This is a genomic window from Schumannella sp. 10F1B-5-1 (assembly GCF_006517535.1).
In the GTDB taxonomy this organism is placed as follows: domain Bacteria; phylum Actinomycetota; class Actinomycetes; order Actinomycetales; family Microbacteriaceae; genus Schumannella.
Genome location: NZ_VHQH01000039.1, coordinates 480752 through 506885, shown reverse-complemented (window position 1 = coordinate 506885; position 26134 = coordinate 480752). Strand labels below are relative to the sequence as shown.

Genomic DNA, 26134 nt, shown 5'->3' with positions numbered 1-26134 from the left:
TCCGCTCGAGAAGCGCCTCGGTAGGGTCGCACCGTGACCTCCCGCCCCGCCGATCACCCCGCGCCCCGCATCGAGCCGAGCATCCTGTCGGCCGACTTCGTCAACATGCAGGCCGAGCTCGAGCGCATCGCCGACGCCGACTACGTGCACGTCGACGTCATGGACAACCACTTCGTGCCGAACCTGACCTTCGGCCCGCCGATGGTGCAGCGCATCCAGGCCGTCTCGCCGATCGGGCTCGACGTGCACCTGATGATCGCCGACGTCGACCGCTGGGCTCCCGGCTACGCCGAGCTCGGCGCGTTCTCGGTCACCTTCCACGCCGAGGCGACCGAGGAGCCCGTGAACCTGGCGCGGCGCCTGCGCGAGATCGGATCGCGCGCCGGCATCGCGCTGAAGCCCGGCACCGCGGTCGAGCCGTATCTCGAGCTGCTGCCGGAGTTCGATCAGGTCCTCGTCATGACGGTCGAGCCGGGCTTCGGCGGGCAGTCGTTCATGGCCGACCAGATGGCCAAGGTCGCGGCCGTGCGCGCCGCCGCCGACGCCACGGGCTCCGAGGTGTGGCTGCAGGTCGACGGCGGCATCACCCTCGACACGATCGGCGTGGCGGCCGAGGCAGGCGCCGACACCTTCGTCGCCGGGTCGAGCGTCTACGGCGCTCCGCACGCCGGCGAGGCGATCGCGGGGCTGCGTGCCGCGGCGGCCGCGGCTTCGCACCGGCACTGACCGGATGCCGCAGACCTGCTTGACTGGTCGCATGACTGACAAGACCAAGCCCGAGATCGACTTCATCGAGGGCCCCGCTCCCACCGAGCTCGTGATCACCGACCTCGAGGTCGGCGACGGCGCCGAGGCCACCCCCGGCGCGACCGTCGACGTGCACTACGTCGGCGTCGACTTCGAGTCGGGCGACGAATTCGACTCCAGCTGGAGCCGCGGACAGTCGATCCAGTTCCCGCTCACCAACCTCATCCAGGGCTGGAAAGACGGCATCCCCGGCATGAAGGTCGGCGGCCGCCGCCAGCTCGTCTGCCCGCCGCACCTGGCCTACGGCCCCGCCGGCTCGGGGCACCGCCTGTCGGGTCGCACGCTCGTCTTCGTGATCGATCTGCTCGGCGTCAAGGCCTGACCCGAGCCGACCAGCCGACCGCGGGCCCGGATCCTCTCCACGGATCCGGGCCCGCGGTCATCCGCACCCCGCGCCGCCCGATACCCTTGTCGCGATGAAGACCTTCGACGCCCTGTTCGCCGAGCTCAGCGAGAAGGCCGCCACCCGCCCCGCGGGCAGCGGCACCGTCGCGCAGCTCGACGCCGGGGTGCACGCCATCGGCAAGAAGATCGTCGAGGAGGCCGCCGAGGTGTGGATGGCCGCCGAGTACCAGAGCGACGAGGAGACGGCCGAGGAGATCTCGCAGCTGATCTACCACCTGCAGGTGCTCATGGTCGCCAAGGGCCTCACCCCGGCAGACGTCTGGCGACATCTCTGATCCACCCCAGCCAGACCTCCTGTCCTCGATCCGCCGCGCAGCGCGGCGAAAGGTGAACCCCGAATGCTCCGCATCGCCGTGCCGAACAAGGGCACGCTCTCCGAGACCGCCGTGCAGATGCTGCACGAGTCCGGCTACGCCACCCGCCGCGACAGCAAGGAGCTGATCGTCGCGGATACCCGCAACGACGTCGAGTTCTTCTACCTGCGGCCCCGCGACATCGCGACCTACGTCGGCTCGGGTGCGCTCGACATCGGCATCACGGGCCGCGATCTGCTGCTCGACTCGCACTCGCCGGCGCTCGAGGTCGAGGCGCTCGACTTCGGCGGCTCGACGTTCCGCTTCGCGGGTCCCGCCGGCCGCTTCTCCGACCTGAAGGACCTCGAGGGCGTGCGCGTGGCGACCAGCTACGACACCCTCGTCGGCGACTTCCTCGAGCGCCACGGCGTGAACGCGACCCTCGTGCGCCTCGACGGCGCGGTCGAGTCGGCCGTGCGTCTGGGCGTCGCGGATGCGGTGGCCGACGTCGTCTCGACCGGCACGACGCTGCGCAACCAGGGCCTCGAGATCTTCGGCCCGGTCATCCTCGAGTCGACGGGCGTGCTGATCGCGGCCCGTGACGGCATCCCGGGATTCTCGACGTTCCAGCGCCGCCTGCAGGGCGTGATGGTCGCCCGCCGCTACGTGCTCATGGACTACGACCTGCCGGCCGAGCTGCTCGAGAAGGCCACGGCCGTCACGCCCGGCCTCGAGTCGCCGACGGTGTCGCCGCTGGCCGACACCGGCTGGCTCGCGGTGCGCGCCATGGTGCCGCGCTCCGACACGAACCAGGTGATGGACGAGCTGTACGAGCTCGGCGCGCGCGCGATCCTGGTCAGCCCGATCCACGCGGCCCGCATCTAGGGGCGCGGCGATGTCGGTTCCGACCCGCGTCATCCCCTGTCTCGACGTGTCGGGCGGGCGCGTCGTCAAGGGCGTGAACTTCCTCGACCTGCGCGACGCCGGCGACCCGGTCGAGCTCGCGGCGCTCTACTACGAGCAGGGCGCCGACGAGATCACCTTCCTCGACGTGACCGCCACGGTGGACGCGCGCGCCACGACCTACGAGGTGGTCACCCGCACCGCGGAGCAGGTGTTCATCCCGCTCACGGTGGGCGGCGGCGTGCGCACGACCGACGACGTGGCGCGGCTGCTCGGCTGCGGCGCCGACAAGGTCGGCGTGAACAGCGCGGCGATCGCGCGGCCGGAGCTGCTGGGCGAGATCGCCGACCGCTTCGGCGCGCAGGTGCTCGTGCTGAGCCTCGACGTGAAGCGCAGCTCGCGCACGCCGAGCGGCTTCGTCGTGACGACCCACGGCGGCCGCACCGAGACCGAGCTGGATGCGCTGGCCTGGGCCCGCGAGGCGATCGAGCGCGGCGCGGGCGAGCTGCTGGTCAACTCGATCGACGCCGACGGCACCAAGGCGGGCTTCGACCTGGAGCTGACGCGGGCGATCCGCGCGCTGAGCCCGGTGCCGGTCATCGCGAGCGGGGGAGCGGGTGCGCTCGAGCACTTCGCCCCGGCCGTCGAGGCGGGGGCCGACGCCGTGCTGGCGGCGAGCGTGTTCCACAACCGCGAGCTGACGATCGGCGAGGTGAAGGCGGCGCTGGCCGCAGACGGGATCCTGGTGCGATGAGCTGGACGACCGAGAGCGCGAGCGATCAGACCCCCGAGGCGGTCGTCGCGCGGGTGAGCTGGAACCGCGACGGGCTGCTGCCGGCGATCATCCAGGACGACGCCGACGGCGCCGTGCTGATGCTCGGCTATATGGACGCCGAGGCCCTGCGCCGCACACTCGGCGAGGGCCGGGTGACCTTCTGGTCGCGCAGCCGCCAGGAGTACTGGCGCAAGGGCGACACCTCGGGTCATCGGCAGTACGTGAAGACCGCGGCGCTCGACTGCGACGGCGACACGCTGCTGGTGCGCGTCGAGCAGCTCGGCCCGGCGTGCCACACGGGCGCCCGCGCCTGCTTCGACGTGGACCCGCTGCAGCCGGTCGTGGGATCGTCGGACGACGACCCGGAGTTCCCGGGCGCCGACGGCGACGTCGCCGCGAAGGAAGAACCGGCCGCCGAGGCGACCGCACCCGCCGCATCCGCTCGCGAGGAGGGCACCGCATGAGCTCGACCTCGCGCGCCGACTTCGATGCCGCGATCGCCGCGGGGCACCGCATCGTGCCCGTGCTGCGCGAGCTCTTCGCCGACGGCGAGACGCCGGTCGGCGTCTACCGCAAGCTCGCGGCGGGGCGGCCCGGCACCTTCCTGCTCGAGTCGGCGGAGCAGGGCGGCATCTGGTCGCGCTACTCCTTCGTCGGGGTCGCCTCCTTCGGCGTGCTGACGCAGACCGGCGACGCGACCACGAGCGACCCGGAGACGGGCGCCCGCGCGCACTGGATCGACACCGGCGTGCCGGCCGAGCGCGCGCTCGGCTCCGACGCGCCCGCAGGACCGCTCGCCGCGCTCGAGCACCTCTACCGCCGCTGGAGCACCCCGCGCGTGCCCGGCCACCCGCCGCTGACCGGCGGACTCGTCGGCTTCATCGGCTGGGAGGCGATCCGCCAGATCGAGAACCTGCCGGATGCGCCGCCCGCCGACTACGACGTGCCCGGCCAGGCGCTCTCGCTCGTCTCCGAGCTCGTCGTGCTCGACCACCGCACCGGCACGGCCACGCTGATCGCCTCGGTGCTCAACGACGGCGCCGAGGGCGACGACGCGCTGTGGGCGGATGCCCAGACCCGACTGGATGCGCTGCAGTCCGGTCTCGCCCAGCCCTCCGAGGCGTGGATCGGCGAGGTCGACCTGACCGTGCCGGCGGCGCCGCAGCCGCGCCAGAGCGAGCAGGAGTACCGCGACGAGGTCGTGCGCTCGAAGGATTTCATCCGCGACGGCGACGTGTTCCAGGTCGTCATCTCGCAGCGCTTCGACGCCGAGCTCGAGGCCGAGCCGCTCGAGGTCTACCGGGTGCTGCGCACGCTCAACCCGAGCCCGTACATGTACCTGCTCAGCCTCGAGACGCCCGATGGCCGCCCCTACAGCGTCGTCGGCTCGAGCCCCGAGGCGCTCGTGAAGGTGCAGGAGCAGCGCGTCTACATGCACCCGATCGCCGGATCGCGCCCGCGCGGGGCGACGCCCGAGCACGACCTCGACCTGGCCGAGGAGCTGCTCGCCGATCCGAAGGAGCGCGCCGAGCACCTCATGCTCGTCGACCTCGCCCGCAACGACCTGTCGAAGGTCTGCCGCGCCGGCTCGGTCGAGGTGACCGAGTTCATGCAGGTCGAGCGCTTCAGTCACATCATGCATCTCGTGTCGAGCGTCGAGGGCGACCTGCGCGAGGCGGCGACGCCGATCGACGTGTTCCGGGCGACCTTCCCGGCGGGCACGCTCTCGGGCGCGCCGAAGCCGCGCGCGCTCGAGATCATCGACGAGCTCGAGCCCGCCCAGCGCGGCGTCTACGGGGGAGTGGCCGGCTACATCGACCTCGCCGGGGATGCCGACCTCGCGATCGCGATCCGCACCGCGACGCTGATCGACGGCGTCGCCCGCGTGCAGGCCGGGGCGGGTCTCGTAGCCGACTCCGATCCGCAGACCGAGCTCGAGGAGACGCGCAACAAGGCCGCGGCGCCGCTGCGCGCGGTGGCCGTCGCCAACGCGCTGCGGAGGCTCGGGTGACCGACGCCGCGCATCCCGAGCCCGAACCCGCGAAGCCCGGATCCGCGGAGCCCGACCCCATGGAGCCGGGCTCCGCCGCCGAGCCCGCGCCGTCGACCCCGCGCTCGCGCCGCAGCCCCAAGGGGCCGCTGCTCCTGGCGCTCATCGCCGGCAACGCGCTCGTGCTGCTCGCCTGGAGCCAGCAGTGGTTCACCCTGCACCTCGAGGGCCGCTCGCTGCCGGCCTCGGGTCAGGATGCGGCGGGCCCGCTGCTCGCGCTCGCCCTCACAGGTCTCGTGCTCGTCGCCGCGCTCGCGCTCGCGGGCGTCGCCTTCCGCGTCGTGCTCGGCGTGCTGCAGGTGCTGCTCGGCGGCTGCATCGCGCTGCAGGCCGGGTTGACGCTCGCCGACCCGGCGAAGGCGTCGGCCGCGGTCGTGCGCGAGACAGCCGGTCTCGCCGGCGAGCACGCCGCCGACCTCGTCGACAGCGTCGACGGATCGCCCTGGCCGGCCGTCGCCCTCGTGCTCGGCCTCGTGCTCGCCGTGCTCGGCGTCGCGGTCGCGGCGACCGCGACCCGCTGGCCCGGCTCGTCGCGCCGGTACACCCGCACCCGCTTCGTCGGTCCGGACGGCCGCCCCGTCGAGACGACGACCGCGACCGCGGCCGCCGCGTCGGCGTCCGCCGGCGCGCCCGACGCCGACGGCGACGCGCCCGAGGCGACCGTCGCATCCGGATCGGATGTCGACCCCGCGGGCGAGGACCGCGACGCCGTCGCCGACTGGGATGCGCTGAGCGAGGGCGACGACCCCACCCGCTGAGCCGGCCGCGCCGACGGCCTTCACCGGCGCTCCCGTCCGGGTGCCCCCGCCCGGCCCGATAGACTGACCGAACACCCCCGAGAAGGAGTCACCTGTGTCGGAAGAGAACGACCCCGGCCACGGCAATTCGCCGGCGGCCTGGACGGCCGTCGTCATCATGCTGATCGGATTCGCGATCGGCACCGTCGCCTTCTTCCTCGACGTCGCGTGGCTCGTCTGGGCCAGCGCCGGACTCGTCGTCGTCGGCCTGCTCGTGGGCGTCATCCTCGCCAAGGCGGGCTACGGCGTCGCCGGCCCGCGCTACGTGCCGAAGGTGCACGACTAGGGTGCTCGCCGACCTGGTCTCCGGAGCCCTCGCGGATGCTGCGGAGCGCCGCAGCATCCGTCCGCTCGCCGAGGTGGAGGCGGCCGCTCTGGCCCGCCCCGCCGCGCTCGACGCCGTCACGGCGCTCGAGCCCGCCGAGCGCGTCAAGATCATCGCCGAGGTCAAGCGCGCGAGTCCCTCGCGCGGCGCCCTCGCCGAGATCTCCGATCCCGCCGCCCTCGCCGTCTCCTACGAGACGGGCGGCGCCAGCGCGATCTCGGTGCTGACCGAGCAGCGCCGCTTCCGCGGCTCGCTCGACGACCTCGAGGCCGTGCGCGCCGCCGTCGGCATCCCGGTGCTGCGCAAGGACTTCATCGCCGAGCCGTACCAGGTTCTCGAGGCCCGCGCCGCGGGCGCCGACCTCGTGCTGCTCATCGTGGCCGCGCTCGAGCAGCCGCTGCTCGCCAAGCTGCACGAGCTCATCCAGTCGCTCGGCATGACCGCGCTGGTCGAGACGCACAGCGCCGAGGAGCTCGATCGCGCCCTCGACCTCGGGCCCTCGGTCGTCGGCGTCAACGCCCGTGACCTCAGCACCTTCGAGCTCGACCGCGACCTGTTCGGCACGCTCGCCGACCGCATCCCGGCGGGCGTCGTGCGCGTGGCCGAGTCGGCCGTGCTGCGCCCGGCCGATGTCGCGCACTACCGCGACGCCGGGGCCGACGTCGTGCTCGTCGGCGAGGCGCTCGTGACCGGCGGCGACCCGGTGCAGACGCTCGAGTCCTTCTTGAACGCGCAGAGCGACCCCAGCGAATCGGAGACCGAGACGGCGGGGGAGTCGGCATGAGCCTGCGCGAGGTCGAGGGACCCTTCTTCGGCGAGTTCGGCGGGCGCTTCATGCCCGAGTCGCTCATCGCCGCGATCGACGAGCTCACCGCCGCCTACGAGTCGGCGAAGGTCGACCCGGAGTTCCAGGCCGAGCTGGCCGAGCTGCACCGCAGCTACACCGGCCGCCCGTCGCTGCTGACCGAGGTGCCGCGGTTCGCCGCGCACGCGGGCGGGGCGCGCATCCTGCTCAAGCGCGAGGACCTCAACCACACCGGCTCGCACAAGATCAACAACGTGCTCGGCCAGGCGCTGCTCACGAAGCGCATCGGCAAGACGCGCGTGATCGCCGAGACCGGCGCCGGCCAGCACGGCGTCGCGACCGCGACCGCCGCCGCGCTGTTCGGGCTCGAGTGCACGATCTACATGGGCGAGGTCGACACGCAGCGCCAGGCGCTCAACGTGGCGCGCATGCGCCTGCTCGGCGCCGAGGTCGTCTCGGTCACGACCGGGTCCCGCACGCTCAAGGACGCGATCAACGAGGCGTACCGCGAGTGGGTCGCGAGCGTCGACACGACCAACTACATCTTCGGCACGGCCGCGGGGCCGCATCCCTTCCCGACGATGGTGCGCGACTTCCAGAAGATCATCGGCGAGGAGGCGCGCGAGCAGGTGCTCGAGCTGACCGGGGCGCTGCCCACGGCCGTGCTCGCCTGCGTCGGCGGCGGCTCGAACGCGATCGGCATCTTCCACGCCTTCCTCGACGACGCCGACGTGCGCCTGATCGGCTACGAGGCCGCCGGCGACGGCGTCGAGACCGAGCGCCACGCCGCGGCGATCCAGCGCGGCCGACCGGGCGTGCTGCACGGCGCCCGCAGCTACCTGCTGCAGGACGACGACGGCCAGACCCTCGAGTCGCACTCGATCTCGGCCGGGCTCGACTACCCGGGTGTCGGCCCCGAGCACGCCTGGCTCGCCGACACCGGCCGCGCCGAGTACCTGCCCGCGACCGACGCCGAGGCGATGGAGGCGCTGCGCCTGCTCAGCCGCACCGAGGGCATCATCCCGGCGATCGAGTCGGCCCACGCCCTCGCCGGCGCGCTGCGGCTCGGCCGCGAGCTCGGACCCGACGCGACACTGCTCGTGAATCTCTCGGGCCGCGGCGACAAGGACGTGCAGACGGCCGGGCGCTGGTTCGACCTGTTCGACGAGGGAGCGACCCAGGAATGACGATCGACTCCGCAGGGCTCGGCTCGTCCGCCCTCGACTCGCCGGTCGGGCGCACGATCGAGACCCGGCGCGACGCCGGCTCGGGCGCGCTCATCAGCTACCTGCCGATCGGCTTCCCCGACCTCGACACGAGCGTGGATGCCGCGGTCGCCCTGGTCGAGAACGGCGTCGACATCCTCGAGCTCGGCCTGCCCTACTCCGACCCGGTCATGGACGGTCCGGCCATCCAGGTGGCCACGCAGCAGGCGCTGCGGAACGGCTTCCGCCTGCGCGACGTGTTCACGGCCGTCGAGCGCATCCGCTCGCGCGTCGACGCGCCCGTCGTCGTCATGACCTACTGGAACCCCGTGCTGCAGTACGGGCCCACGCGCTTCGCCGACCAGCTGAAGGACGCCGGGGGAGCCGGGCTCATCACGCCCGACATCACGCCCGACTCGGCCGCCGACTGGATCGCCGAGAGCGAGCGCACCGGACTCGACCGCATCTTCCTCGCCGCGCCCTCGTCGACCGACGCGCGACTGAAGCAGATCGTCGACGCCAGCCGCGGCTTCGTCTACACCGTGTCGACCATGGGCGTCACCGGCGCCCGCGCCGACGTGGATGCGGCCGCCCGCGGCCTCGTCGCGCGCCTGCGCGACGCCGGCGCCGAGCGCGCCTGCGTCGGCATCGGCATCTCGACGGCCGAGCAGGTCGCCGAGGTGCTGGAGTACGCCGACGGCGCGATCGTCGGATCCGCGCTGGTCAGCTCCCTCGCCGACGGCGGGGTCGCCGGACTCGCCCGCACGGCCGCCGCCCTCGCCGAGGGCGCGCGATCCGGGCGGCCGTAGACCGGCAGTAGACTCGTCCAGTCCACCGAGCGCACCGGGTCGACTCCGTCCCCGCGCGACATCTGAGGAGATCCATCCGTGGCCGTGCCCGCCAGCATCCCGAGCCCGCCGTCCGACTGGCAGATCCTGCAGGTCGGCACGTGGATCCACTCGTGGCTCCCCGCCTGGCCCGCGAACTGGACGCTGAGCATCCACGTCTACGCGCTGTGCATCCTCGCCGGCATCATCGCCGCGATCCTCATCGCGAACCACCGCCTCACGCAGCGCGGCGCCGAGCGCTGGGTCATCCTGGACATCGCCATCTGGACGGTCGCCCTCGGCATCGTCGTGGCGCGGCTGTACCACGTGGTCACCCACCCCGGCGACTACTTCGGCCCCGGCAAGAATGTCTGGAACCCCTTCGAGCCCGGCTCGATCTGGGCGGTCTGGGAGGGCGGCAACGCCTACTACGGCGCGCTGCTCGGCGGCGCCCTCGGCGCCTGGATCGGCTGCCGCTTCACCGGCCTGCGCTTCACCAGCGTCGTGGATGCGATCGCCCCCGGCATGCTCGCCGCGCAGGCGCTCGGCCGCCTCGGCAACTGGTTCAACCACGAGCTCTTCGGCCTGCCGACGACCCTGCCGTGGGGTTTGCAGATCGAGCGCAGCAACGCCGCCTGGCCGGAGGGGCTGCCCGAGGGCACGCTGTTCCACCCGACCTTCCTCTACGAGATCATCTGGAACATCATCGGCATCGCCGTGATCTTCGCGATCCAGAAGAAGTTCGACCTGCAGTGGGGCAAGGTGCTCGCCATCTACCTGATCTGGCAGGGCATCGGCCGCAGCTTCTTCGAGTCGATCCGCGTCGACCCGAGCGAGTACTACTTCGGCATCCGCGCCAACGTCTGGGCCGCGATCGCCGCGATCGTGCTGGGCATCATCATCTTCCTCGTGCAGAACCGCCGTCACACCGGCGCCGAGCCGAGCGTGTACCTGCCGGGTCGCGAGTGGACGCCGAAGGATGACGTAGACTCCAGCGACACGTACTCGGACTCCGACGATGACGACGATGATGACGAGACGGTCGCCGACGCGGAGTCCGACTCAGCCGCCACAAGCGGAGCGAAGGTCGCCTCCTGATCTCCGGCACCACCACGCCGAGACTCCTGCCGAGCCGTATTCTGGGCTCGACGCCTCTCACACGTTCCTTGGGCCGCCGACGTCCCATCCCCGCTACATCATGAGGACGGTTCCCATGGCTGTTCCCACTCCTGCCGTTCCGAGCCCGTACCAGCGCTTCGGAACCGTGCCGCCCGCCCAGGGCCTGTACCGCCCGGAGTCCGAGAAGGACGCCTGCGGTCTGGCGATGGTCGCGACGCTGCGCGGCACGGCCGGCCACGACATCATCGACGCGGCGCTCGACGCGCTGCGCCACCTCGAGCACCGCGGCGCGGTCGGCTCCGACGCCGGCACCGGCGACGGCGCGGGCATCATCACGCAGGTGCCCGACGCGTTCTTCCGCGCGGTCGTCGAGGCCGAGCTGCCCGCCGCGGGCGAGTACGCGGTCGGCATGTCGTTCCTGCCGACCGACGACGACGAGCGCGCCGAGCTGAAGGCTTCGATCGCGCGGATCGCCGACGAGACCGGCCTGCGCGTCATCGCCTGGCGCGAGGTGCCGGTGAACCTCGACGAGCTCGGCCACCTGGCGCGCCAGGCCGCTCCGGTGTTCGAGCAGCTGTTCGTCGCCGCGACCGGCACGGGCGCCGAGGGCGCCCCGATCGCGGGCATCGAGCTCGACCGCCTGACCTTCCGCCTGCGCAAGCGGGCCGAGCGCGAGCTCGGCGCCTACCTGCCGTCGCTCTCGAGCCGCACCGTGGTCTACAAGGGCATGGTCACGACCCTGCAGCTCGAGCCGTTCTACCCCGACCTCAGCGACGAGCGCTTCGTCTCGCGCCTGGCGCTCGTGCACTCGCGCTACTCGACCAACACCTTCCCGTCGTGGCCGCTCGCGCAGCCGTTCCGCATGATCGCGCACAACGGCGAGATCAACACGGTGCAGGGCAACCGCAACTGGATGCGCGCCCGCCAGAGCCAGCTCGAGTCCGAGCTGTTCGGCGACCTGCGCCCGGTGCTGCCCATCGTCACGCCCGGCGCGAGCGACTCGGCCTCGTTCGACGAGGTCGTGGAGCTGCTGACGCTCGGCGGCCGCAGCCTGCCGCACGCCGTCATGATGATGGTGCCGGAGGCGTGGGAGAACCAGGCGGACATCGACCCGCTGAAGAAGGACTTCTACGAGTTCCACTCCATGCTCATGGAGCCCTGGGACGGCCCGGCCGCGCTGGTCTTCACCGACGGCTCGCTCGTCGGCGCCACGCTCGACCGCAACGGTCTGCGCCCCGGTCGCTTCGTCGTGACCGACGACGGCCTCGTCGTGCTCGCGAGCGAGATCGGCGTGCTCGACTTCCCGGCCGAGAAGGTCGTGCGCAAGGGCCGTCTGCGCCCCGGCAAGATGTTCCTCGTCGACACGGTCGAGGGGCGGATCGTCGAGGACGACGAGCTCAAGGCCTCGGTCGCCGGCCAGGAGCCGTGGGGGGAGTGGCTCGACCAGGGCCGCATCAACCTCAAGGACCTGCCCGAGCGCGAGCACATCCTGCACACCCCGGCGTCGGTGTCGCGCCGTCAGCGCACCTTCGGCTACACCGAGGAGGAGGTGCGCATCCTGATCTCGCCGATGGCGAAGAACGGCGCCGAGCCCCTCGGTGCCATGGGATCCGACACCCCGATCGCGGTGCTGAGCGACCGCCCACGTCTGCTGTTCGACTACTTCACGCAGGCCTTCGCGCAGGTGACGAACCCGCCGCTCGACTCGATCCGCGAAGAGGTCGTCACCTCGATGAAGCTCGGTCTCGGACCGGAGCGCAACCTGCTGGATGCGGGCCCCGAGCACGCGAAGCAGATCATCCTCGACTTCCCCGTCATCGACAACGACGAGCTGGCGAAGATCCAGCACTTCGAGACGAAGACGGGCCGCCGCCCCACGACCGTGATCCGCGGCCTGTACGACGCGGACAAGGGCGAGAAGGGCCTGCGCAAGCGCCTCGAGGCGATGTGCCGCGAGGCCGACGAGGCGATCGCGAACGGCGCGCACTTCCTCGTGCTCAGCGACCGCGACTCGAACTCCGACCTGGCGCCCATCCCGTCGCTGCTGATGCTGTCGGCCGTGCACCACCACCTCATCCGCCAGGAGACCCGCATGAAGGTCGGCCTCGTGGTCGAGGCGGGCGACGTGCGCGAGGTGCACCACGTGGCGCTGCTGATCGGCTACGGCGCCTCGGCGATCAACCCCTACCTCGCGATGGAGACGGCCGAGCAGCTCGTGCGCTCGGGGATGCTCACGGGCATCTCGAGCGAGAAGGCGGTCAAGAACCTGATCAAGGCGCTCGGCAAGGGCGTGCTCAAGATCATGTCGAAGATGGGCATCTCGGTCGTCGGCTCCTACGCCGGCGCCCAGGCCTTCGAGGCCGTGGGCCTCAGCCAGCAGCTGATCGACGACTACTTCGTCGGAACGACCACGCTGCTCGGCGGCGTCGGGCTCGAGGTCATCGAGGCCGAGAACGCCGCGCGCCACGAGGCCGCCTACCCCGAGGACGGCGCGATCCTCGCGCACGAGCGCCTCGAGACCGGCGGCGAGTACCAGTGGCGCCGCGAGGGGCCGCCGCACCTGTTCAACCCCGAGACCGTGTTCCGGCTGCAGCACTCGACGCGCACCAAGCGCTACGACATCTACCGCCAGTACACGAAGCAGGTCGACGAGCAGGCCGAGCGTCTGCTCACCCTGCGTGGGCTGTTCCGTCTGCGCGACGGGCTGCGTCCGGCCGTGCCGCTCGACGAGGTCGAGTCGGTCGCGTCGATCGTGTCGCGCTTCAACACCGGCGCGATGAGCTACGGCTCGATCTCCAAGGAGGCGCACGAGACCCTCGCGATCGCGATGAACCGTCTCGGCGGCCGCTCCAACACGGGCGAGGGCGGCGAGGACGTCGACCGTCTGCTCGACCCCGAGCGCCGCAGCCGCATCAAGCAGGTCGCATCCGGGCGTTTCGGCGTGACGAGCATGTACCTGAGCCACGCCACCGACATCCAGATCAAGATGGCGCAGGGCGCGAAGCCCGGCGAGGGCGGCCAGCTGCCCCCGCAGAAGGTGTACCCCTGGGTCGCCCGCACGCGCGGCGGCACGCCCGGCGTCGGCCTCATCTCGCCGCCGCCGCACCACGACATCTACTCGATCGAAGACCTCAAGCAGCTGATCTTCGACGTCAAGCGCGCCAACCCCTCGGCGCGCGTGCACGTCAAGCTCGTCTCGCAGTCGGGCATCGGCGCCGTCGCGGCGGGCGTGACGAAGGCCCTGGCCGACGTCGTGCTCGTCTCGGGCCACGACGGCGGCACCGGCGCGAGCCCGCTCAACTCGCTCAAGCACGCGGGCACGCCCTGGGAGATCGGCCTCGCCGAGACCCAGCAGACCCTCATGCTGAACGGGATGCGCGACCGCGTCGTCGTGCAGGTCGACGGTCAGATGAAGACCGGTCGCGACGTCATCGTCGCCGCGCTGCTCGGCGCGGAGGAGTACGGCTTCGCGACGGCTCCGCTCGTCGTGTCGGGCTGCATCCTCATGCGCGTCTGCCACCTCGACACCTGCCCCGTCGGCGTCGCGACGCAGAACCCCGAGCTGCGCGCCCGCTTCACGGGCAAGCCCGAGTTCGTCGAGACCTTCTTCGAGTTCCTGGCGCAGGAGGTGCGCGAGTACCTCGCCGCGCTCGGCTTCCGCTCGCTCGACGAGGCCATCGGCCACAGCGAACTGCTCGACGTCGACCGCGCCATCGAGCACTGGAAGACCGACGGCCTCGACCTCAGTCCGATCCTCGTCGGACCGGAGTTCGACGACGACGAGCCGCGCCTCAACCGCCGCGAGCAGGACCACGAGCTCGAGCAGCACTTCGACCAGGAGCTGATCCGCCGCGCCCAGAGCGCGCTGCAGCACGGCCAGAAGGTCGAGATCGAGCTGCCGATCGCGAACACCGAGCGCGCCGTCGGCACGATGCTCGGCCACGAGGTCACGATGCGCCACGGCGAGCACGGCCTGCCGGCCGACACGATCACGGTCAAGCTCAGCGGCTCGGCCGGGCAGTCGCTCGGCGCCTTCCTGCCGTCGGGCATCACGCTGCGCCTCGAGGGCGACAGCAACGACTACGTCGGCAAGGGCCTGTGCGGCGGCCAGATCTCCGTGCGCCCGCCGCAGGACGCCGGCTTCGTCGCCGAGCACAACGTGATCGCCGGCAACGTGATCGGCTACGGCGCGACGCAGGGCTCGATGTTCCTGCGCGGCTGGGTCGGCGAGCGCTTCCTGGTGCGCAACTCGGGCGCGACCGCGGTCGTCGAGGGTGTGGGCGATCACGCGCTCGAGTACATGACCGGCGGCCTCGCCGTGATCCTCGGCGGCACCGGGCGCAACCTCGGCGCCGGCATGTCGGGCGGCACCGCCTACGTGCACCAGCTGCAGAGCGAGCGGGTCAACCGCGATGCGCTCGCGACCGGCGAGCTGTCGCTGCAGAAGCTCGACAGCGCCGACGCCGAGATCCTGACCGACCTGCTGCAGCGTCACGTCGCCGAGACCGGCTCGACGCTGGCCCAGCGGATGCTCGACGACCTCGAGACGACGCTGACCGAGTTCGTGAAGGTGCTGCCGCGCGACTACGCCGCGGTGCTCAAGACCCGCCAGGAGGCGGTCGACGCCGGGGTGGACCCCGACGGCGACGCGACCTGGAAGAAGATCCTGGAGGTGACCGGTGGCTGACCCGAAGGGCTTCCTGACCACCCGCGAGCGGGAGCTCCCCGCGCGCCGTCCCGTCGCGCTGCGGCTCATGGACTGGAAGGAGGTCTACGAGCAGGGCGACCTGACGCAGACCCGCCGCCAGGCCGGACGCTGCATGGACTGCGGCGTTCCGTTCTGCCACCACGGCTGCCCGCTCGGCAACCTCATCCCCGAGTGGAACGACCTCATGTGGCGCGGCGAGGGCCGCCAGGCCATCGAGCGCCTGCACGCGACGAACAACTTCCCCGAGTTCACGGGTCGGCTCTGCCCGGCCCCGTGCGAGTCGAGCTGCGTGCTGGGCATCAACCAGCCCGCCGTCACGATCAAGCAGGTCGAGGTCTCGATCATCGACCAGGCGTTCTCCAACGGATGGGTGCAGCCGCACCCGCCGGAGCGCCTCACCGGCAAGACGGTCGCCGTCGTCGGCTCGGGACCCGCGGGCCTCGCCGCCGCCCAGCAGCTCACGCGCGCCGGCCACACGGTCGCGGTGTACGAGCGCGACGACCGCATCGGCGGCCTGCTGCGCTACGGCATCCCCGACTTCAAGATGGAGAAGAAGCAGATCGAGGCGCGTCTGAACCAGATGCAGGCCGAGGGCACCCGCTTCCGCGCCGGCGTCGAGATCGGCCGCGACATCACCTGGGACGACCTCAAGGCGCGCTACGACGCCGTCGTGGTCGCGACCGGAGCGACGCTCCCGCGCGACCTGCCGATCCCCGGCCGCGACCTGCTGGGCGTCGAGTACGCCATGGACTACCTGGTCCAGCAGAACAAGGTCGTCGCGGGCGACTCGGTCGCCGAGCAGCTGACCGCCGAGGGCAAGCACGTCGTCGTCATCGGCGGCGGGGACACCGGCGCCGACTGCATCGGCACGGCCCACCGCCAGGGCGCCCTGAGCGTGACCAACCTCGCCATCGGCTACCAGCCGCCGCAGGAGCGCCCCGAGAACCAGCCGTGGCCGACGACGCCGACGCTGTTCGAGATCGCCAGCGCCCACGAAGAGGGCGGCGAGCGCGTCTACCTCGCCTCGACCGTCGAGTTCCTCGGCAACGAGGCCGGCGAGGTGCGCGCGCTGCGCGTCGCGGAGACCGAGTACGTCGACGGCCGCCGCGTGCCCAAGTCGGGCACCGAGCGCGAGATCCCCGCCGACCTCGTGCTCATCGCGATGGGCTTCACAGGTGCCGAGTCGGAGGCCCTCGACGGCCAGCTCCGCCTGCCCTTCGACGCGCGCGGCAACGTCGCGCGCGACGAGGACTACCAGACCAGCGAGGCCGGCGTGTTCGTCGCCGGCGACGCCGGACGCGGCCAGTCGCTCATCGTCTGGGCCATCGCCGAAGGTCGCGCCGCGGCATCCGCCGTCGACCGCTACCTCGAGGGAGAGACGCAGCTCCCGTTCCCCGTGCGGCCCTCGGACCGCTCGATCACGGTCTAGCACCGTCTGCGTCACCTACCACCACCACCGAGTAAGGACATGATGAGACGAGCGAAGATCGTCGCGACCCTCGGGCCCGCGACCTCGAGCTACGAGAACATCCGGGCCATCGTCGATGCGGGCGTCGACGTCGCCCGCATGAACCTCAGCCACGGCAGCTACGCCGTGCACGAGGAGGTCTACGCGAACGTGCGGCAGGTCGCCGCCGACGCGGACAAGCCCGTGGCCGTTCTGGTCGACCTGCAGGGCCCGAAGATCCGGCTCGGCCGGTTCGCCGACGGACCGCACGAGCTGGCCGAAGGCGACATCTTCACGATCACGACCGAGGAGGTCGAGGGCACCAAGGAGCTCGTCGGCACCACGTTCAAGGGTCTGCCGCAGGACGTGAAGCCCGGCGACTTCCTGCTGATCGACGACGGCAAGGTGCGCGTGCGCGTGCTCGACACCGACGGCGTGCGCGTGCGCACCGAGGTCGTCGTGGCCGGCGCCGTGTCGAACAACAAGGGCATCAACCTGCCCGGCGTCGCCGTCAACGTGCCCGCCCTGAGCGAGAAGGACGAGGCCGACCTGCGCTGGGGTCTGAACCTCGGCGCCGACTACATCGCGCTCTCCTTCGTGCGCGACGCCGACGACGTGACCCGCGTGCACGAGATCATGGCCGAGGAGGGGCGCCGCGTGCCCGTCATCGCCAAGATCGAGAAGCCGCAGGCCGTGGAGGCGCTCGAGGGCATCATCGACGCCTTCGACGGCATCATGGTCGCCCGCGGCGACCTCGGCGTCGAGCTGCCGCTCGAGGCCGTGCCGATCGTGCAGAAGCGCGCCGTCGAGCTGGCCCGCCGCATGGCCAAGCCGGTCATCGTCGCCACCCAGATGCTCGAGTCGATGATCGGCAGCCCGGTCCCGACCCGCGCCGAGACCTCCGACGTCGCGAACGCGGTGCTCGACGGCGCCGACGCGGTCATGCTCTCGGGCGAGACCAGCGTGGGCGAGTACCCCGCGATCACGGTCTCCACCATGGCGCGCATCGTCGCGTCGACCGAGGACCACGGTCTGGAGCGCATCCCCCCGCTCGGCACCAAGCCGCGCACCCAGGGCGGCGCGATCACCCTCGCCGCGGCCGAGGTCGCCGACTTCGTCGAGGCGAAGTTCGTCTGCGTCTTCACCGAGTCGGGCGACTCCGCCCGCCGTATGTCGCGACTGCGCTTCCGCATCCCGATGAAGGCCTTCACGCCCGATGAGGCGATCCGCCGTCGCATGTCGCTGACCTGGGGCATCGAGTCCTTCCTGGTCGACCGCGTCGACCACACGGATGCGATGTACAAGCAGGTCGACGAGATCCTGCTCGAGGGCGGCCTGGCGGAGCGCGGCGACAAGGTCGTCGTGATCTCGGGATCCCCTCCCGGGGTCCCCGGATCGACCAACGACATGCGCGTGCACGTGATCGGCTCCGCCGTCGACGGCGCCGCGCCGGTGTGGGAGTCGGGCGAGCACGCCGACTGATCGCCCCGTCCGCGCGAGCGGATGATCACACGAGGCGGAGTCCCTGCGGGGGCTCCGCCTCGTCGCTTCTCTGCGGTCGCGCCTCTCCGGTCGCGATCGTCGTCGGCGCCGTCGCCGGGCGTCGCGAGTGCGCTGTCTGGACGTGAGCGGAGAGTCGCCCTCGGCGACGGATGCCGGGCCTAGCCTGGCCGCGTCAGCACCCGAGTGGAGGGAACGAGACGCGATGACCGAGCGCATCAACGACGGAGACCTGCAGGGCGAGTACCCCGATTCCGACATCCCGACCGATCCCGCGATCGTGCCGGACGCGACCTTCGGCGAGTACACCGACGCCGACATCCCGGGCGAGGACGGCCGTGCGCGCAGCGGCGTGCGTCCGGGGGAGTTCACGGATGCCGAGATCCCGGGCGAGGAGAAGCACGCGGGCGCCGAGGAGGAGCACCCGGGGCACTTCACCGACGCCGATCACGGCGACGCCTGAGCCGGGGCCTCGCCGGCCGAGGCCGAACGGGTCGGGGTCGCCCGGCCGAGGTCGCCCGGGCCGGCCGTCGCCGACTCCGAGCTGCGGTGCCGGATAAGGGACTCGAACCCTTAAGCCCTCACGGACAGAGCATTTTGAGTGCCCCGCGTCTGCCAATTCCGCCAATCCGGCGCACGCGCACGACGGCGCGGCACTCGAACGATACCCGACCGGGCGCGCGTCTCCGGCGCGCACATCCGTTCACCGCGGCGCAGGGGGTGCGCGGACATACCGTAGGCTCATGACCGTGAGCGACCAGACCGAGAACAGCGCCCCGCGACGCGTCGTCGTCGCCGAGGACGAGTCCCTCATCCGACTCGACATCGTCGAGATCCTGCGCGACAACGGCTTCGAGGTCGTCGGCGAGGCGGGCGACGGCGAGACCGCGGTCGCGCTCGCCACCGAGCTCAAGCCCGACCTGGTCATCATGGATGTCAAGATGCCGCAGCTCGACGGCATCTCGGCCGCCGAGAAGCTCAGCAAGAACCACATCGCCCCCGTCGTGCTGCTGACCGCGTTCAGCCAGAAGGAGCTCGTCGAGCGCGCCAGCGAGGCCGGAGCCCTGGCCTACGTCGTCAAGCCGTTCACGCCGAACGACCTGCTGCCGGCGATCGAGATCGCCCTGAGCCGCTACCAGCAGATCGTCACACTCGAGTCGGAGGTCGCCGACCTCGTCGAGCGCTTCGAGACCCGCAAGCTCGTCGACCGCGCCAAGGGCCTGCTCAACGAGAAGATGGGCCTCAGCGAGCCCGAGGCGTTCCGCTGGATCCAGAAGGCGTCGATGGACCGCCGTCTGACGATGCACGACGTCGCCCAGGCGATCATCGACCAGCTGGCCGCGAAGAAGTAGTCGCCGCCCGATTCGGGATGCTGGCGTCAGCCGCCCCGCTCAGCCGCGCAGTCGCGCGGCGGCCCGGCTGAGCAGCCCGGGATCCGCGCCGCCGGCGCGCAGCCCCTCGGCGGTGTCGACCTCCGTCAGGAAGACCTGCAGCGCCGCGAGGTTCTCGGCGAGCGCGCGCTCGAAGACGGCGTCCTCCACCGGCCGCTCGGGCGCATCCGGCATCGTCGCGAAGTGCGCGCGGATGCCGCGGGCCGCGGCCGCGTAGTCGTCGGCGATCGCGTCCACCCCGGCTCCGGCCTCGCGCAGCAGCAGCGCCACGATCATCCCGGTGCGGTCGCGCCCCGCCGAGCAGTGCACGAGCACGCCGCCGTCGGCCGGGGCGTCGGCGATCGCCGTCAGCGCCGCCACCAGGCGGTCGGGCCAGCGCCGCATCGCGGCCAGGTAGTAGGCGGGGCCGCCGAGGTGGGCGCGCCACTCGGCCATGAACTCCTCGTCGTCGACGTCCTCGATCGGGCGGTGGGCGATCTCGACCGACGCCGGCACGCCCGGGAGCTCCGTGCGCTCCCAGTCGCTGCGCAGATCGACGATCCGGCGCACTCCGGCGGCGGCCAGCGCATCCCAGCCCGCGGCCGTCAGTCCGTCGGGGCGCCCCGAGCGGAACACACGCCCGCGGGCCGCCTCGGCGCCGTCGCCGAGCGGCAGGCCGCCGAGGTCGCGGCCGTTCGCGAGTCCCTCCCACGCGACGTCGCGCGGCGTGGAGGGCGGGTTCGACGGCGCGGCGCTCGGCTCTGAGCTCGGCTCCGCGCTCACCGGTCGCGCAGCAGGTTCGTGATGCGGATGGTGGACAGCCGGCGCCCCTGCTCGTCGGTGTTGACGATCTCGTGCGTGCAGAGGGTGCGGCCGAGCTGCAGCGCCGTGCAGGTGCCGGTGACCCAGCCCTCGGTGATCGAGCGGCTGTGGGTCGCGTTGATCTCGATGCCGACCGCGTAGCGCCCGGGACCGGCGTGGATCGCCGCCGAGATCGAGCCGAGCGACTCGCCGAGCACGACGTGCGCGCCGCCGTGCAGCAGCCCGATCACCTGCGTGTTGCCCTCGACCGGCATCCGCGCGACCGAGCGCTCGGCCGACAGCTCCAGCAGCTCGATGCCCATCTTCTGGCTCAGCGCGCCGCCGCGGGTGCCCGCGATGCGGTCGACGAGTTCGGGGTCGAGGTCGGGCGGCAGCTGCACCACGCGGGGCTCCTTCGGTTCGCGAGACGGATGCCTCGAGCCTACGTCGCGGCCCGGCGAGCGGTTGGCGATGGGAGAGCGCTGCGCGGTGCGGCGAGTTCTCCACAGGAGCGCGCGCGGCCGCGCCGCGGCTGACACGCGCGCCTAGTCTGGAGCGGATGCGCGCCCGACGACTCGCCCCCGCCCTGCTCGCCCTCGCCTCCGCCGCGGTGCTCGCGCTCAGCGCCTGCACGCCGACGACGCCGAGCTCGTCGTCGGGAACGTCGACGAGGGGCGACGACGCCGCGGCAGAGGACACCGCATCCACCGTCTGCCCGGCCCTCGAGGAGGGCGACCGGATCAGCGGCGCCGACCTCTCGGCCTGCGTGGTCGCCGCGACCGAGAAGGCGGGTTCGGGCGCCGCCACCGCGACCGTGGATGCGCTGGGCAGCCGGATCGCGGCGTCGCTGACCTTCACGACCACCGACCCGACCTCGGTCCACCTGGTCGGCGACGCCAGCATCGGCGAGATCATCCTCATCGGCGACCGCGGCTGGCTGCGCGATCCGGCCGGCTGGATCGAGGCCGATCCGAACGGCGACCTGCGCGCGATCTCCGCCTCCGGGGCGGTGTCGACGCTGAAGACCGTCGCCGACCCGAGCGCGAACGCCGAGTACATCGCCCAGTTCGACGAGTGGACCGTCACCGGCCCCGAGACGGTCGGCGGCGCGAGCGGGATGCGGGTCGAGCCGGTCGAGAACCGGCGCGACCTCGACACGGTCGTGATCTCCGATCTCGCCTTCGTGCTCGACGCCGACTACCGTCCGCTCAGCTCGGCGGGCCGCTCGCAGACGCCCGACGGGGTGCAGGCCGACACGCTCTTCGTCTACCGCGACTGGGGCGTGCCGGTGACGATCGCGCCGCCCGTCTGAGCCGCGCCGCCGCCCGCGGCGGAAGGACCGGCGGCCGGCGCCGGGAGCCCGGATCGGGTGTCGCAGGTCGTCGCTAGGCTGGTCGCGTGCCTGACGACGACAAGCCCACACTCCTGATCATCGACGGCCACTCGCTCGCGTTCCGCGCCTTCTACGCGCTGCCGGTCGACAGCTTCGTGACCCGCGACGGGCAGCACACGAACGGCATCCACGGGTTCATCTCGATGCTGCTCAACCTGCTGCAGAACGAGAAACCGACGCACCTCGCGGTCGCCTTCGACATCTCGCGCTACTCCTTCCGCACGCGCGAGCACCCGGAGTACAAGGGCACCCGCGGCGAGACGCCGGCCGAGTTCGTCGGGCAGATCCCGCTGCTCGAAGAGGCGCTGCACGCCATGGGCATCGCGACCCTGAGCAAAGAGGACTTCGAGGCCGACGACATCCTCGCCACCCTCTCGACCCAGGGGGCGGCCGAGGGCTATCGCGTGCTCGTCGTGTCGGGCGACCGCGACACGATCCAGCTCGTCGACGATGACATCACGCTGCTCTACCCGAACGTGCGCGGGGTCTCCGAGCTCAAGCGCTACGACCGCGACGCCGTCGTCGAGCGCTACGGCATCGAGCCGGCGCAGTACCCCGAGATCGCGGCGCTCGTCGGCGAGACCAGCGACAACCTGGTCGGCATCGACAAGGTCGGCGAGAAGACCGCCGTCAAGTGGATCCAGCAGTACGGCACCGTCGACGAGCTGCTGAAGCACGCCGACGACATCAAGGGCGTCGTCGGCAACAACCTGCGCGAGCAGCAGGACCGCGCGGTGCGCAACCGCCGCCTCAACCGTCTCGTGCGCGACGTCGAGCTGCCCTACGGCCCCGCCGACCTGGCGCGCAAGCCGATCGACGCGGCCGCGGTGCGCGAGGTCTTCGCGCGACTGCAGTTCCGCACGCTGCTCGATCGCGTGATCAAGCTCGAGGGCACGGCCGAGGATGCGGCGGCCGGCGTCGAGCAGACGCTGGCGGGAGCCGGTGCGCCCGCCGTGCGCCAGATGGTCGACGAGGAGCTCGCGAAGTGGCTGCAGACCGCCACGAAGTCGAGCGATCCGCTCGGCCTGCGCGTGGTCGTGACCGGCGGGCAACTCGACGGCTTCGGCATCGCGACGCCCACCGAGACCGCCTGGGTCCCCTGGGGCGCCCACCGCCCCGACTACGCCGCGCTCGAGGAATGGCTGGCGAGCCCGGCCCCCAAGGTGCTGCACGAGTCGAAGCGCGCGATCAAGGCGCTCGCCCGGCTCGACATCCCGCTCGACGGCGTCGTCTTCGACACCGCGATCGCCGGCTGGCTGCTGCGGCCCGGCAACAAGCCGGAGTCGCTGTCGAAGCAGGTCTACGACCACCTCGGCGAGACCCTGCCCGAGCCCGACCCCAACCAGCTCGTGCCCGAGGCTCAGGTCAGCCCGGCGACCGAGGCCTGGTACCTGCTGCGCCTGCGCGACGAGTTCCAGGAGCAGCTCGACGCCGGCTCGCTCGGCGTGCTCGCCGACATCGAGGTGCCGCTCATCCCGGTGCTCGCCCGCATGGAGCTGCAGGGCATCACGGTCGACGGCGAGGTGCTCGGCTCGCTCAACACGCGCCTGACCGAGGCGGCGGGGGAGTACGCCGCGTCCGCCTACGCCGAGATCGGCCGCGAGGTGAACCTCGGCTCGCCCAAGCAGCTTCAGGAGGTGCTCTTCGAGCAGCTGCAGATGCCCAAGACCCGCGCGAACAAGACCGGCTACTCGACGGATGCGGCGGCGCTGGCCGACCTGCAGGAGCAGAACCCGCATCCCTTCCTCGAGCTGCTGCTCAAGCATCGCGACGCGACCAAGCTCAAGCAGATGGTCGAGACCCTCGAGAAGGCGGTCGCGGCCGACGGCCGCGTGCACACGACCTACGAGCAGGCCGGCTCGAGCACGGGCCGCCTGTCGTCGAACGACCCCAACCTGCAGAACATCCCGATCAAGACCGAGACCGGGCGCGAGGTGCGCTCGGCGTTCCGCAGCGGGCCGGAGTTCTCGCAGCTGATCACGGCCGACTACTCGCAGATCGAGATGCGCATCATGGCGCACCTCTCGGGCGACGAGGGCCTGATCGAGGCGTTCCACTCGGGGGAGGACCTGCACCGCTTCGTCGGCGCGCGCATCTTCCACGTCGACCCCGCCGATGTCACGCCGGTCATGCGCACGAAGGTCAAGGCGATGTCGTACGGCCTCGCCTACGGCCTGAGCGCCTTCGGCCTGTCGAAGCAGCTGCGCATCGAGACGAAGGAGGCCAAGGAGCTCATGGCCGACTACTTCGCCCGCTTCGGGGCCGTGCGCGACTACCTGCGCGGCGTCGTCGAGCAGGCGCGCGTCGACGGCTACACGACCACGATCTTCGGTCGTCGCCGGCCGTTCCCCGACCTGGTGTCGACGAACCGCGTGCTGCGCGACAACGCCGAGCGCCAGGCGCTGAACTCGCCCATCCAGGGCTCGGCCGCCGACATCATCAAGCGCGCCTCGATCGACATCGACGCCGACATCCGCGAGCAGCAGCTCGCCTCGCGCATGCTGCTGCAGGTGCACGACGAGCTCGTCTTCGAGGTCGCCGAGGGCGAGCAGGAGGCGATGGCCGAGATCGTGCGCTCGCGCATGGAGGGCGCCGCCGAGCTGTCGGTGCCGCTCGTCGTGCAGGTCGGCGTCGGCGCGAACTGGGACGCCGCCGCGCACTAGACACCCCCGATCTCGCCCGTTTCGTTCCGGGTTCGCCACGCCGCGCCGCCCGTCTGTGTTGACATCCGCAGGCAATCGGGCTTTTATGGGCACAGACCAACACAGGTCTTTGTCAGAAATCAGCACGGCGATCGGCGATCGCATCCCACGAAGAGGTCGGATCGATGTACGCACCGGAGCGTCACCAGCAGATCCTCGCCACCGCGCGCTCGCGCGGTCGCGTGGATGTCGCCGGTCTCGCCAAGGAGCTCTCGGTCACGCCCGAGACGGTGCGCCGCGATCTGACCGCCCTCGAACGCCGCGGCGTGCTGCGTCGCGTGCACGGCGGGGCCATCCCGGTCGAGCGCCTGGGCATCGAGCCGGGCGTCGCCGACCGCGAGGTGCGCGCGACCGGCGAGAAGGAGACCATCGCCCGCGCCGCGCTCGACGAGCTGCCCGACGGCGGCTCGATCATCCTCGACGCCGGCACCACGACCGTGCGCCTGGCCGAGCTCCTGCCGACCGACCGCGAGTTCACGGTCGTCACCCACAGTCTTCCCGTGGCCGCCGCGCTCGTCGCGCGCCCGAACATCAGCCTGCACCTGCTGGGCGGCGTCGTCCGTCCGCGCACGCTCGCCGCCGTCGGCGAGTGGACGCGGGCGCAGATCGGCGAGGTCTTCGCCGACGTGGCGTTCATGGGAACGAACGGAATCAGCGTCGAGCGCGGTCTCACCACGCCCGACATGGCCGAGGCCTCGGTGAAGCGCGAGCTCATCGCCGCCGCGCGCCGCACGGTGCTGCTGGCCGACCACACCAAGTTCGGCCGCGAGGACTTCGCCCGCGTCGCCCCGATCTCGGCGATCGACACGATCATCACCGACGCCGCGATCGACGCCGAGCTGGCTGAGGACCTCGAGAACGCCGGACCGCGGGTGGTGATCGTGCCGTGATCGTCACGCTGACCCTCAACCCGAGCCTCGACCGCACGGTCACGCTCGACCGGCTCGTGCCCGGCGCCGTGCTGCGCACCTCCGAGCCCGTGCTCGAGCCCGGCGGCAAGGGCGTCAACGTCACCCGCGCGCTCACCGCCAACGGCCACCCCTCGATCGCGGTCGTGCCCGTCGCCGGAGCCGAGGGCAGCGAGCTCGGCCGGCTGCTGGATGCGGCGGAGGTCGACGGCCGCTACGTCGCCGTGAGCGGTCGCACCCGCTCGAACCTCAGCATCGTCGGCGACGACGGCACCGTCACCAAGCTCAACGAGCCCGGCTCGCCGCTCGACGCGGACGATCTGCTCGCGATCGCGACCACGCTGCGCGGCACCGTGCGCCCCGGCGACTGGCTGGTCGTCTCGGGCAGCGTCACGCCCGGGCTCATCGCCGACGACCTGCGCGCCCTCATCGAGGCCGCCGGCGCCGGGGGAGCCCAGGTCGCCGTCGACACGAGCGGCGAGGCCCTCGCCGCGGCGGTGTCGGCCGCGCCGCGCATCCTGAAGCCCAACCGCGACGAGCTCGCCGAGCTCGTCGGCCGCCCCCTGCACACGATCGCCCACGTGCTCGACGCCGCGCGCCAGGTGCGCGACGGCGGCGTGGGCATCGTGCTCGTCACGCTCGGCGCCGCGGGCGCCGTGCTCGTCGCCGACGACGTCGAGCTCGTCGGCGAGTCGCCCGTCGCCCGCCCGGTCAGCCCGGTCGGCGCGGGAGACTGCCTGCTCGCCGGGTTCCTGTCGCGCTACGGCGCCGACGGGGCCTTCAGCGCGGGCGCGTCGGTCGAGAGCGATCTCGCCGATGCGTTCACGACCGGCCTGACCTGGGGCGCGGCCGCGGCCGGACTCCCCGGCAGCGCCGTGCCGTCGCCCGGCGACCTCCATCCCGAGAACGTCCAGCTGGTGTGGCAGCCAGACCTGGATCGGCCCCTCGTGGCCGGCTGACGCCGAACCCTGCACCACCACCTACCACCGCACCT

General features: G+C 71.9%; 24 protein-coding genes and 1 tRNA gene. 22 read left to right on the top strand and 3 right to left on the bottom strand.

The genetic code is table 11. The features are described 5' to 3' along the window. Nucleotides 1–33: 33 nt before the first annotated feature. From rpe to FJ658_RS13035, 17 genes are all read left to right on the top strand, one after another. Nucleotides 34–726, top strand: a complete 693-nt coding sequence (gene rpe, locus FJ658_RS13115) for a ribulose-phosphate 3-epimerase (protein ID WP_255447718.1) — start codon at nucleotides 34–36, stop codon at nucleotides 724–726. A 31-nt stretch (nucleotides 727–757) separates the two neighbouring features. Beyond that, nucleotides 758–1129, top strand: coding sequence for an FKBP-type peptidyl-prolyl cis-trans isomerase (locus FJ658_RS13110; RefSeq protein ID WP_141145803.1), 372 nt, complete (start codon nucleotides 758–760; stop codon nucleotides 1127–1129). A 94-nt stretch (nucleotides 1130–1223) separates the two neighbouring features. After that, a complete protein-coding gene (locus FJ658_RS13105) occupies nucleotides 1224–1487 on the top strand; it encodes a phosphoribosyl-ATP diphosphatase (protein WP_141145802.1) in 264 nt (87 codons plus the stop codon). Between the two features lie 63 nt (nucleotides 1488–1550). Next, nucleotides 1551–2390: an ATP phosphoribosyltransferase gene (hisG, locus tag FJ658_RS13100; RefSeq protein ID WP_141145801.1), complete on the top strand. Its 840-nt coding sequence runs from the start codon at nucleotides 1551–1553 to the stop codon at nucleotides 2388–2390. 10 nt (nucleotides 2391–2400) lie between these two features. Further along, entirely contained in the window at nucleotides 2401–3162 is a 762-nt protein-coding gene (gene hisF, locus FJ658_RS13095; RefSeq protein ID WP_141145800.1) for an imidazole glycerol phosphate synthase subunit HisF, read from the top strand. Further along, the gene (gene hisI / locus FJ658_RS13090; RefSeq protein ID WP_141145799.1) at nucleotides 3159–3647 is read left to right on the top strand and encodes a phosphoribosyl-AMP cyclohydrolase; all 489 of its coding nucleotides are present in this window, start codon (nucleotides 3159–3161) and stop codon (nucleotides 3645–3647) included. The genes hisF and hisI overlap by 4 nt, the downstream gene beginning before the upstream one ends. After that, complete coding sequence (locus tag FJ658_RS13085) at nucleotides 3644–5194, top strand: anthranilate synthase component I (protein WP_141145798.1); 1551 nt, start codon at nucleotides 3644–3646, stop codon at nucleotides 5192–5194. Before hisI ends, FJ658_RS13085 begins: the two co-directional genes overlap by 4 nt. Further along, nucleotides 5191–5991 carry a Trp biosynthesis-associated membrane protein gene (locus tag FJ658_RS13080; RefSeq protein ID WP_141145797.1) on the top strand — a complete coding sequence of 267 codons (801 nt, stop codon included), beginning with the start codon at nucleotides 5191–5193 and terminating at the stop codon, nucleotides 5989–5991. The genes FJ658_RS13085 and FJ658_RS13080 overlap by 4 nt, the downstream gene beginning before the upstream one ends. Nucleotides 5992–6085: 94 nt before the next feature. Next, nucleotides 6086–6316, top strand: a complete 231-nt coding sequence (locus FJ658_RS13075) for a DUF6704 family protein (protein ID WP_141145796.1) — start codon at nucleotides 6086–6088, stop codon at nucleotides 6314–6316. Between the two features lies 1 nt (nucleotide 6317). After that, nucleotides 6318–7139, top strand: a complete 822-nt coding sequence (gene trpC / locus FJ658_RS13070) for an indole-3-glycerol phosphate synthase TrpC (protein ID WP_141145795.1) — start codon at nucleotides 6318–6320, stop codon at nucleotides 7137–7139. After that, nucleotides 7136–8347, top strand: coding sequence for a tryptophan synthase subunit beta (gene trpB / locus FJ658_RS13065; RefSeq protein ID WP_141145794.1), 1212 nt, complete (start codon nucleotides 7136–7138; stop codon nucleotides 8345–8347). Before trpC ends, trpB begins: the two co-directional genes overlap by 4 nt. Beyond that, nucleotides 8344–9174, top strand: coding sequence for a tryptophan synthase subunit alpha (gene trpA, locus FJ658_RS13060; RefSeq protein ID WP_141145793.1), 831 nt, complete (start codon nucleotides 8344–8346; stop codon nucleotides 9172–9174). Before trpB ends, trpA begins: the two co-directional genes overlap by 4 nt. 78 nt (nucleotides 9175–9252) lie before the next feature. Then, nucleotides 9253–10290 carry a prolipoprotein diacylglyceryl transferase gene (gene lgt / locus FJ658_RS13055; RefSeq protein ID WP_370454800.1) on the top strand — a complete coding sequence of 346 codons (1038 nt, stop codon included), beginning with the start codon at nucleotides 9253–9255 and terminating at the stop codon, nucleotides 10288–10290. Between the two features lie 115 nt (nucleotides 10291–10405). Continuing rightward, nucleotides 10406–14998, top strand: coding sequence for a glutamate synthase large subunit (gltB, locus tag FJ658_RS13050; protein WP_141145792.1), 4593 nt, complete (start codon nucleotides 10406–10408; stop codon nucleotides 14996–14998). Further along, on the top strand, nucleotides 14991–16448 hold the full coding sequence (locus tag FJ658_RS13045) for a glutamate synthase subunit beta (protein WP_141145791.1): 1458 nt from the start codon (nucleotides 14991–14993) through the stop codon (nucleotides 16446–16448). The genes gltB and FJ658_RS13045 overlap by 8 nt, the downstream gene beginning before the upstream one ends. Nucleotides 16449–16490: 42 nt before the next feature. Continuing rightward, nucleotides 16491–17948, top strand: coding sequence for a pyruvate kinase (gene pyk, locus FJ658_RS13040; protein ID WP_141145896.1), 1458 nt, complete (start codon nucleotides 16491–16493; stop codon nucleotides 17946–17948). 223 nt (nucleotides 17949–18171) lie between these two features. After that, nucleotides 18172–18429, top strand: a complete 258-nt coding sequence (locus FJ658_RS13035; protein WP_141145790.1) for a hypothetical protein — start codon at nucleotides 18172–18174, stop codon at nucleotides 18427–18429. An 87-nt stretch (nucleotides 18430–18516) separates the two neighbouring features. On the opposite strand, the gene FJ658_RS13030 is transcribed toward FJ658_RS13035, so the two are convergent. After that, nucleotides 18517–18600, bottom strand: a tRNA-Leu gene (locus FJ658_RS13030). 109 nt (nucleotides 18601–18709) lie between these two features. Here FJ658_RS13030 and FJ658_RS13025 point away from each other — a divergent pair. Then, nucleotides 18710–19318, top strand: coding sequence for an ANTAR domain-containing response regulator (locus tag FJ658_RS13025; protein WP_141145789.1), 609 nt, complete (start codon nucleotides 18710–18712; stop codon nucleotides 19316–19318). Between the two features lie 39 nt (nucleotides 19319–19357). Here the strand turns inward: FJ658_RS13025 and FJ658_RS13020 are convergent, their stop codons facing one another. Beyond that, nucleotides 19358–20119: a tyrosine-protein phosphatase gene (locus FJ658_RS13020; protein ID WP_181408445.1), complete on the bottom strand. Its 762-nt coding sequence runs from the start codon at nucleotides 20117–20119 to the stop codon at nucleotides 19358–19360. Next, entirely contained in the window at nucleotides 20116–20538 is a 423-nt protein-coding gene (locus FJ658_RS13015; RefSeq protein ID WP_370454804.1) for a PaaI family thioesterase, read from the bottom strand. The genes FJ658_RS13020 and FJ658_RS13015 overlap by 4 nt, the downstream gene beginning before the upstream one ends. A gap of 158 nt (nucleotides 20539–20696) precedes the next feature. Between FJ658_RS13015 and FJ658_RS13010 the strand changes: the two genes are divergently transcribed. From FJ658_RS13010 to FJ658_RS12995, 4 genes are all read left to right on the top strand, one after another. Further along, nucleotides 20697–21449 carry a hypothetical protein gene (locus FJ658_RS13010; RefSeq protein WP_141145788.1) on the top strand — a complete coding sequence of 251 codons (753 nt, stop codon included), beginning with the start codon at nucleotides 20697–20699 and terminating at the stop codon, nucleotides 21447–21449. An 86-nt stretch (nucleotides 21450–21535) separates the two neighbouring features. Then, nucleotides 21536–24193 carry a DNA polymerase I gene (gene polA / locus FJ658_RS13005; RefSeq protein ID WP_141145787.1) on the top strand — a complete coding sequence of 886 codons (2658 nt, stop codon included), beginning with the start codon at nucleotides 21536–21538 and terminating at the stop codon, nucleotides 24191–24193. Between the two features lie 164 nt (nucleotides 24194–24357). Then, on the top strand, nucleotides 24358–25122 hold the full coding sequence (locus tag FJ658_RS13000; protein ID WP_141145786.1) for a DeoR/GlpR family DNA-binding transcription regulator: 765 nt from the start codon (nucleotides 24358–24360) through the stop codon (nucleotides 25120–25122). Next, nucleotides 25119–26099: a 1-phosphofructokinase family hexose kinase gene (locus tag FJ658_RS12995; protein ID WP_141145785.1), complete on the top strand. Its 981-nt coding sequence runs from the start codon at nucleotides 25119–25121 to the stop codon at nucleotides 26097–26099. The genes FJ658_RS13000 and FJ658_RS12995 overlap by 4 nt, the downstream gene beginning before the upstream one ends. Nucleotides 26100–26134 lie beyond the last annotated feature (35 nt).

What these genes read in the sequence shown, in the direction of transcription:
- FJ658_RS13110 (WP_141145803.1), top strand. Translation starts at nt 758, where the DNA reads ATGACTGACAAGACCAAGCCCGAGATCGACTTCATCGAGGGCCCCGCT.
- FJ658_RS13105 (WP_141145802.1), top strand. Translation starts at nt 1,224, where the DNA reads ATGAAGACCTTCGACGCCCTGTTCGCCGAGCTCAGCGAGAAGGCCGCC.
- hisG (WP_141145801.1), top strand. Translation starts at nt 1,551, where the DNA reads ATGCTCCGCATCGCCGTGCCGAACAAGGGCACGCTCTCCGAGACCGCC.
- hisF (WP_141145800.1), top strand. Translation starts at nt 2,401, where the DNA reads ATGTCGGTTCCGACCCGCGTCATCCCCTGTCTCGACGTGTCGGGCGGG.
- hisI (WP_141145799.1), top strand. Translation starts at nt 3,159, where the DNA reads ATGAGCTGGACGACCGAGAGCGCGAGCGATCAGACCCCCGAGGCGGTC.
- FJ658_RS13085 (WP_141145798.1), top strand. Translation starts at nt 3,644, where the DNA reads ATGAGCTCGACCTCGCGCGCCGACTTCGATGCCGCGATCGCCGCGGGG.
- trpB (WP_141145794.1), top strand. Translation starts at nt 7,136, where the DNA reads ATGAGCCTGCGCGAGGTCGAGGGACCCTTCTTCGGCGAGTTCGGCGGG.
- trpA (WP_141145793.1), top strand. Translation starts at nt 8,344, where the DNA reads ATGACGATCGACTCCGCAGGGCTCGGCTCGTCCGCCCTCGACTCGCCG.
- gltB (WP_141145792.1), top strand. Translation starts at nt 10,406, where the DNA reads ATGGCTGTTCCCACTCCTGCCGTTCCGAGCCCGTACCAGCGCTTCGGA.
- pyk (WP_141145896.1), top strand. Translation starts at nt 16,491, where the DNA reads ATGAGACGAGCGAAGATCGTCGCGACCCTCGGGCCCGCGACCTCGAGC.
- FJ658_RS13035 (WP_141145790.1), top strand. Translation starts at nt 18,172, where the DNA reads ATGACCGAGCGCATCAACGACGGAGACCTGCAGGGCGAGTACCCCGAT.
- FJ658_RS13025 (WP_141145789.1), top strand. Translation starts at nt 18,710, where the DNA reads ATGACCGTGAGCGACCAGACCGAGAACAGCGCCCCGCGACGCGTCGTC.
- FJ658_RS13010 (WP_141145788.1), top strand. Translation starts at nt 20,697, where the DNA reads ATGCGCGCCCGACGACTCGCCCCCGCCCTGCTCGCCCTCGCCTCCGCC.
- FJ658_RS13000 (WP_141145786.1), top strand. Translation starts at nt 24,358, where the DNA reads ATGTACGCACCGGAGCGTCACCAGCAGATCCTCGCCACCGCGCGCTCG.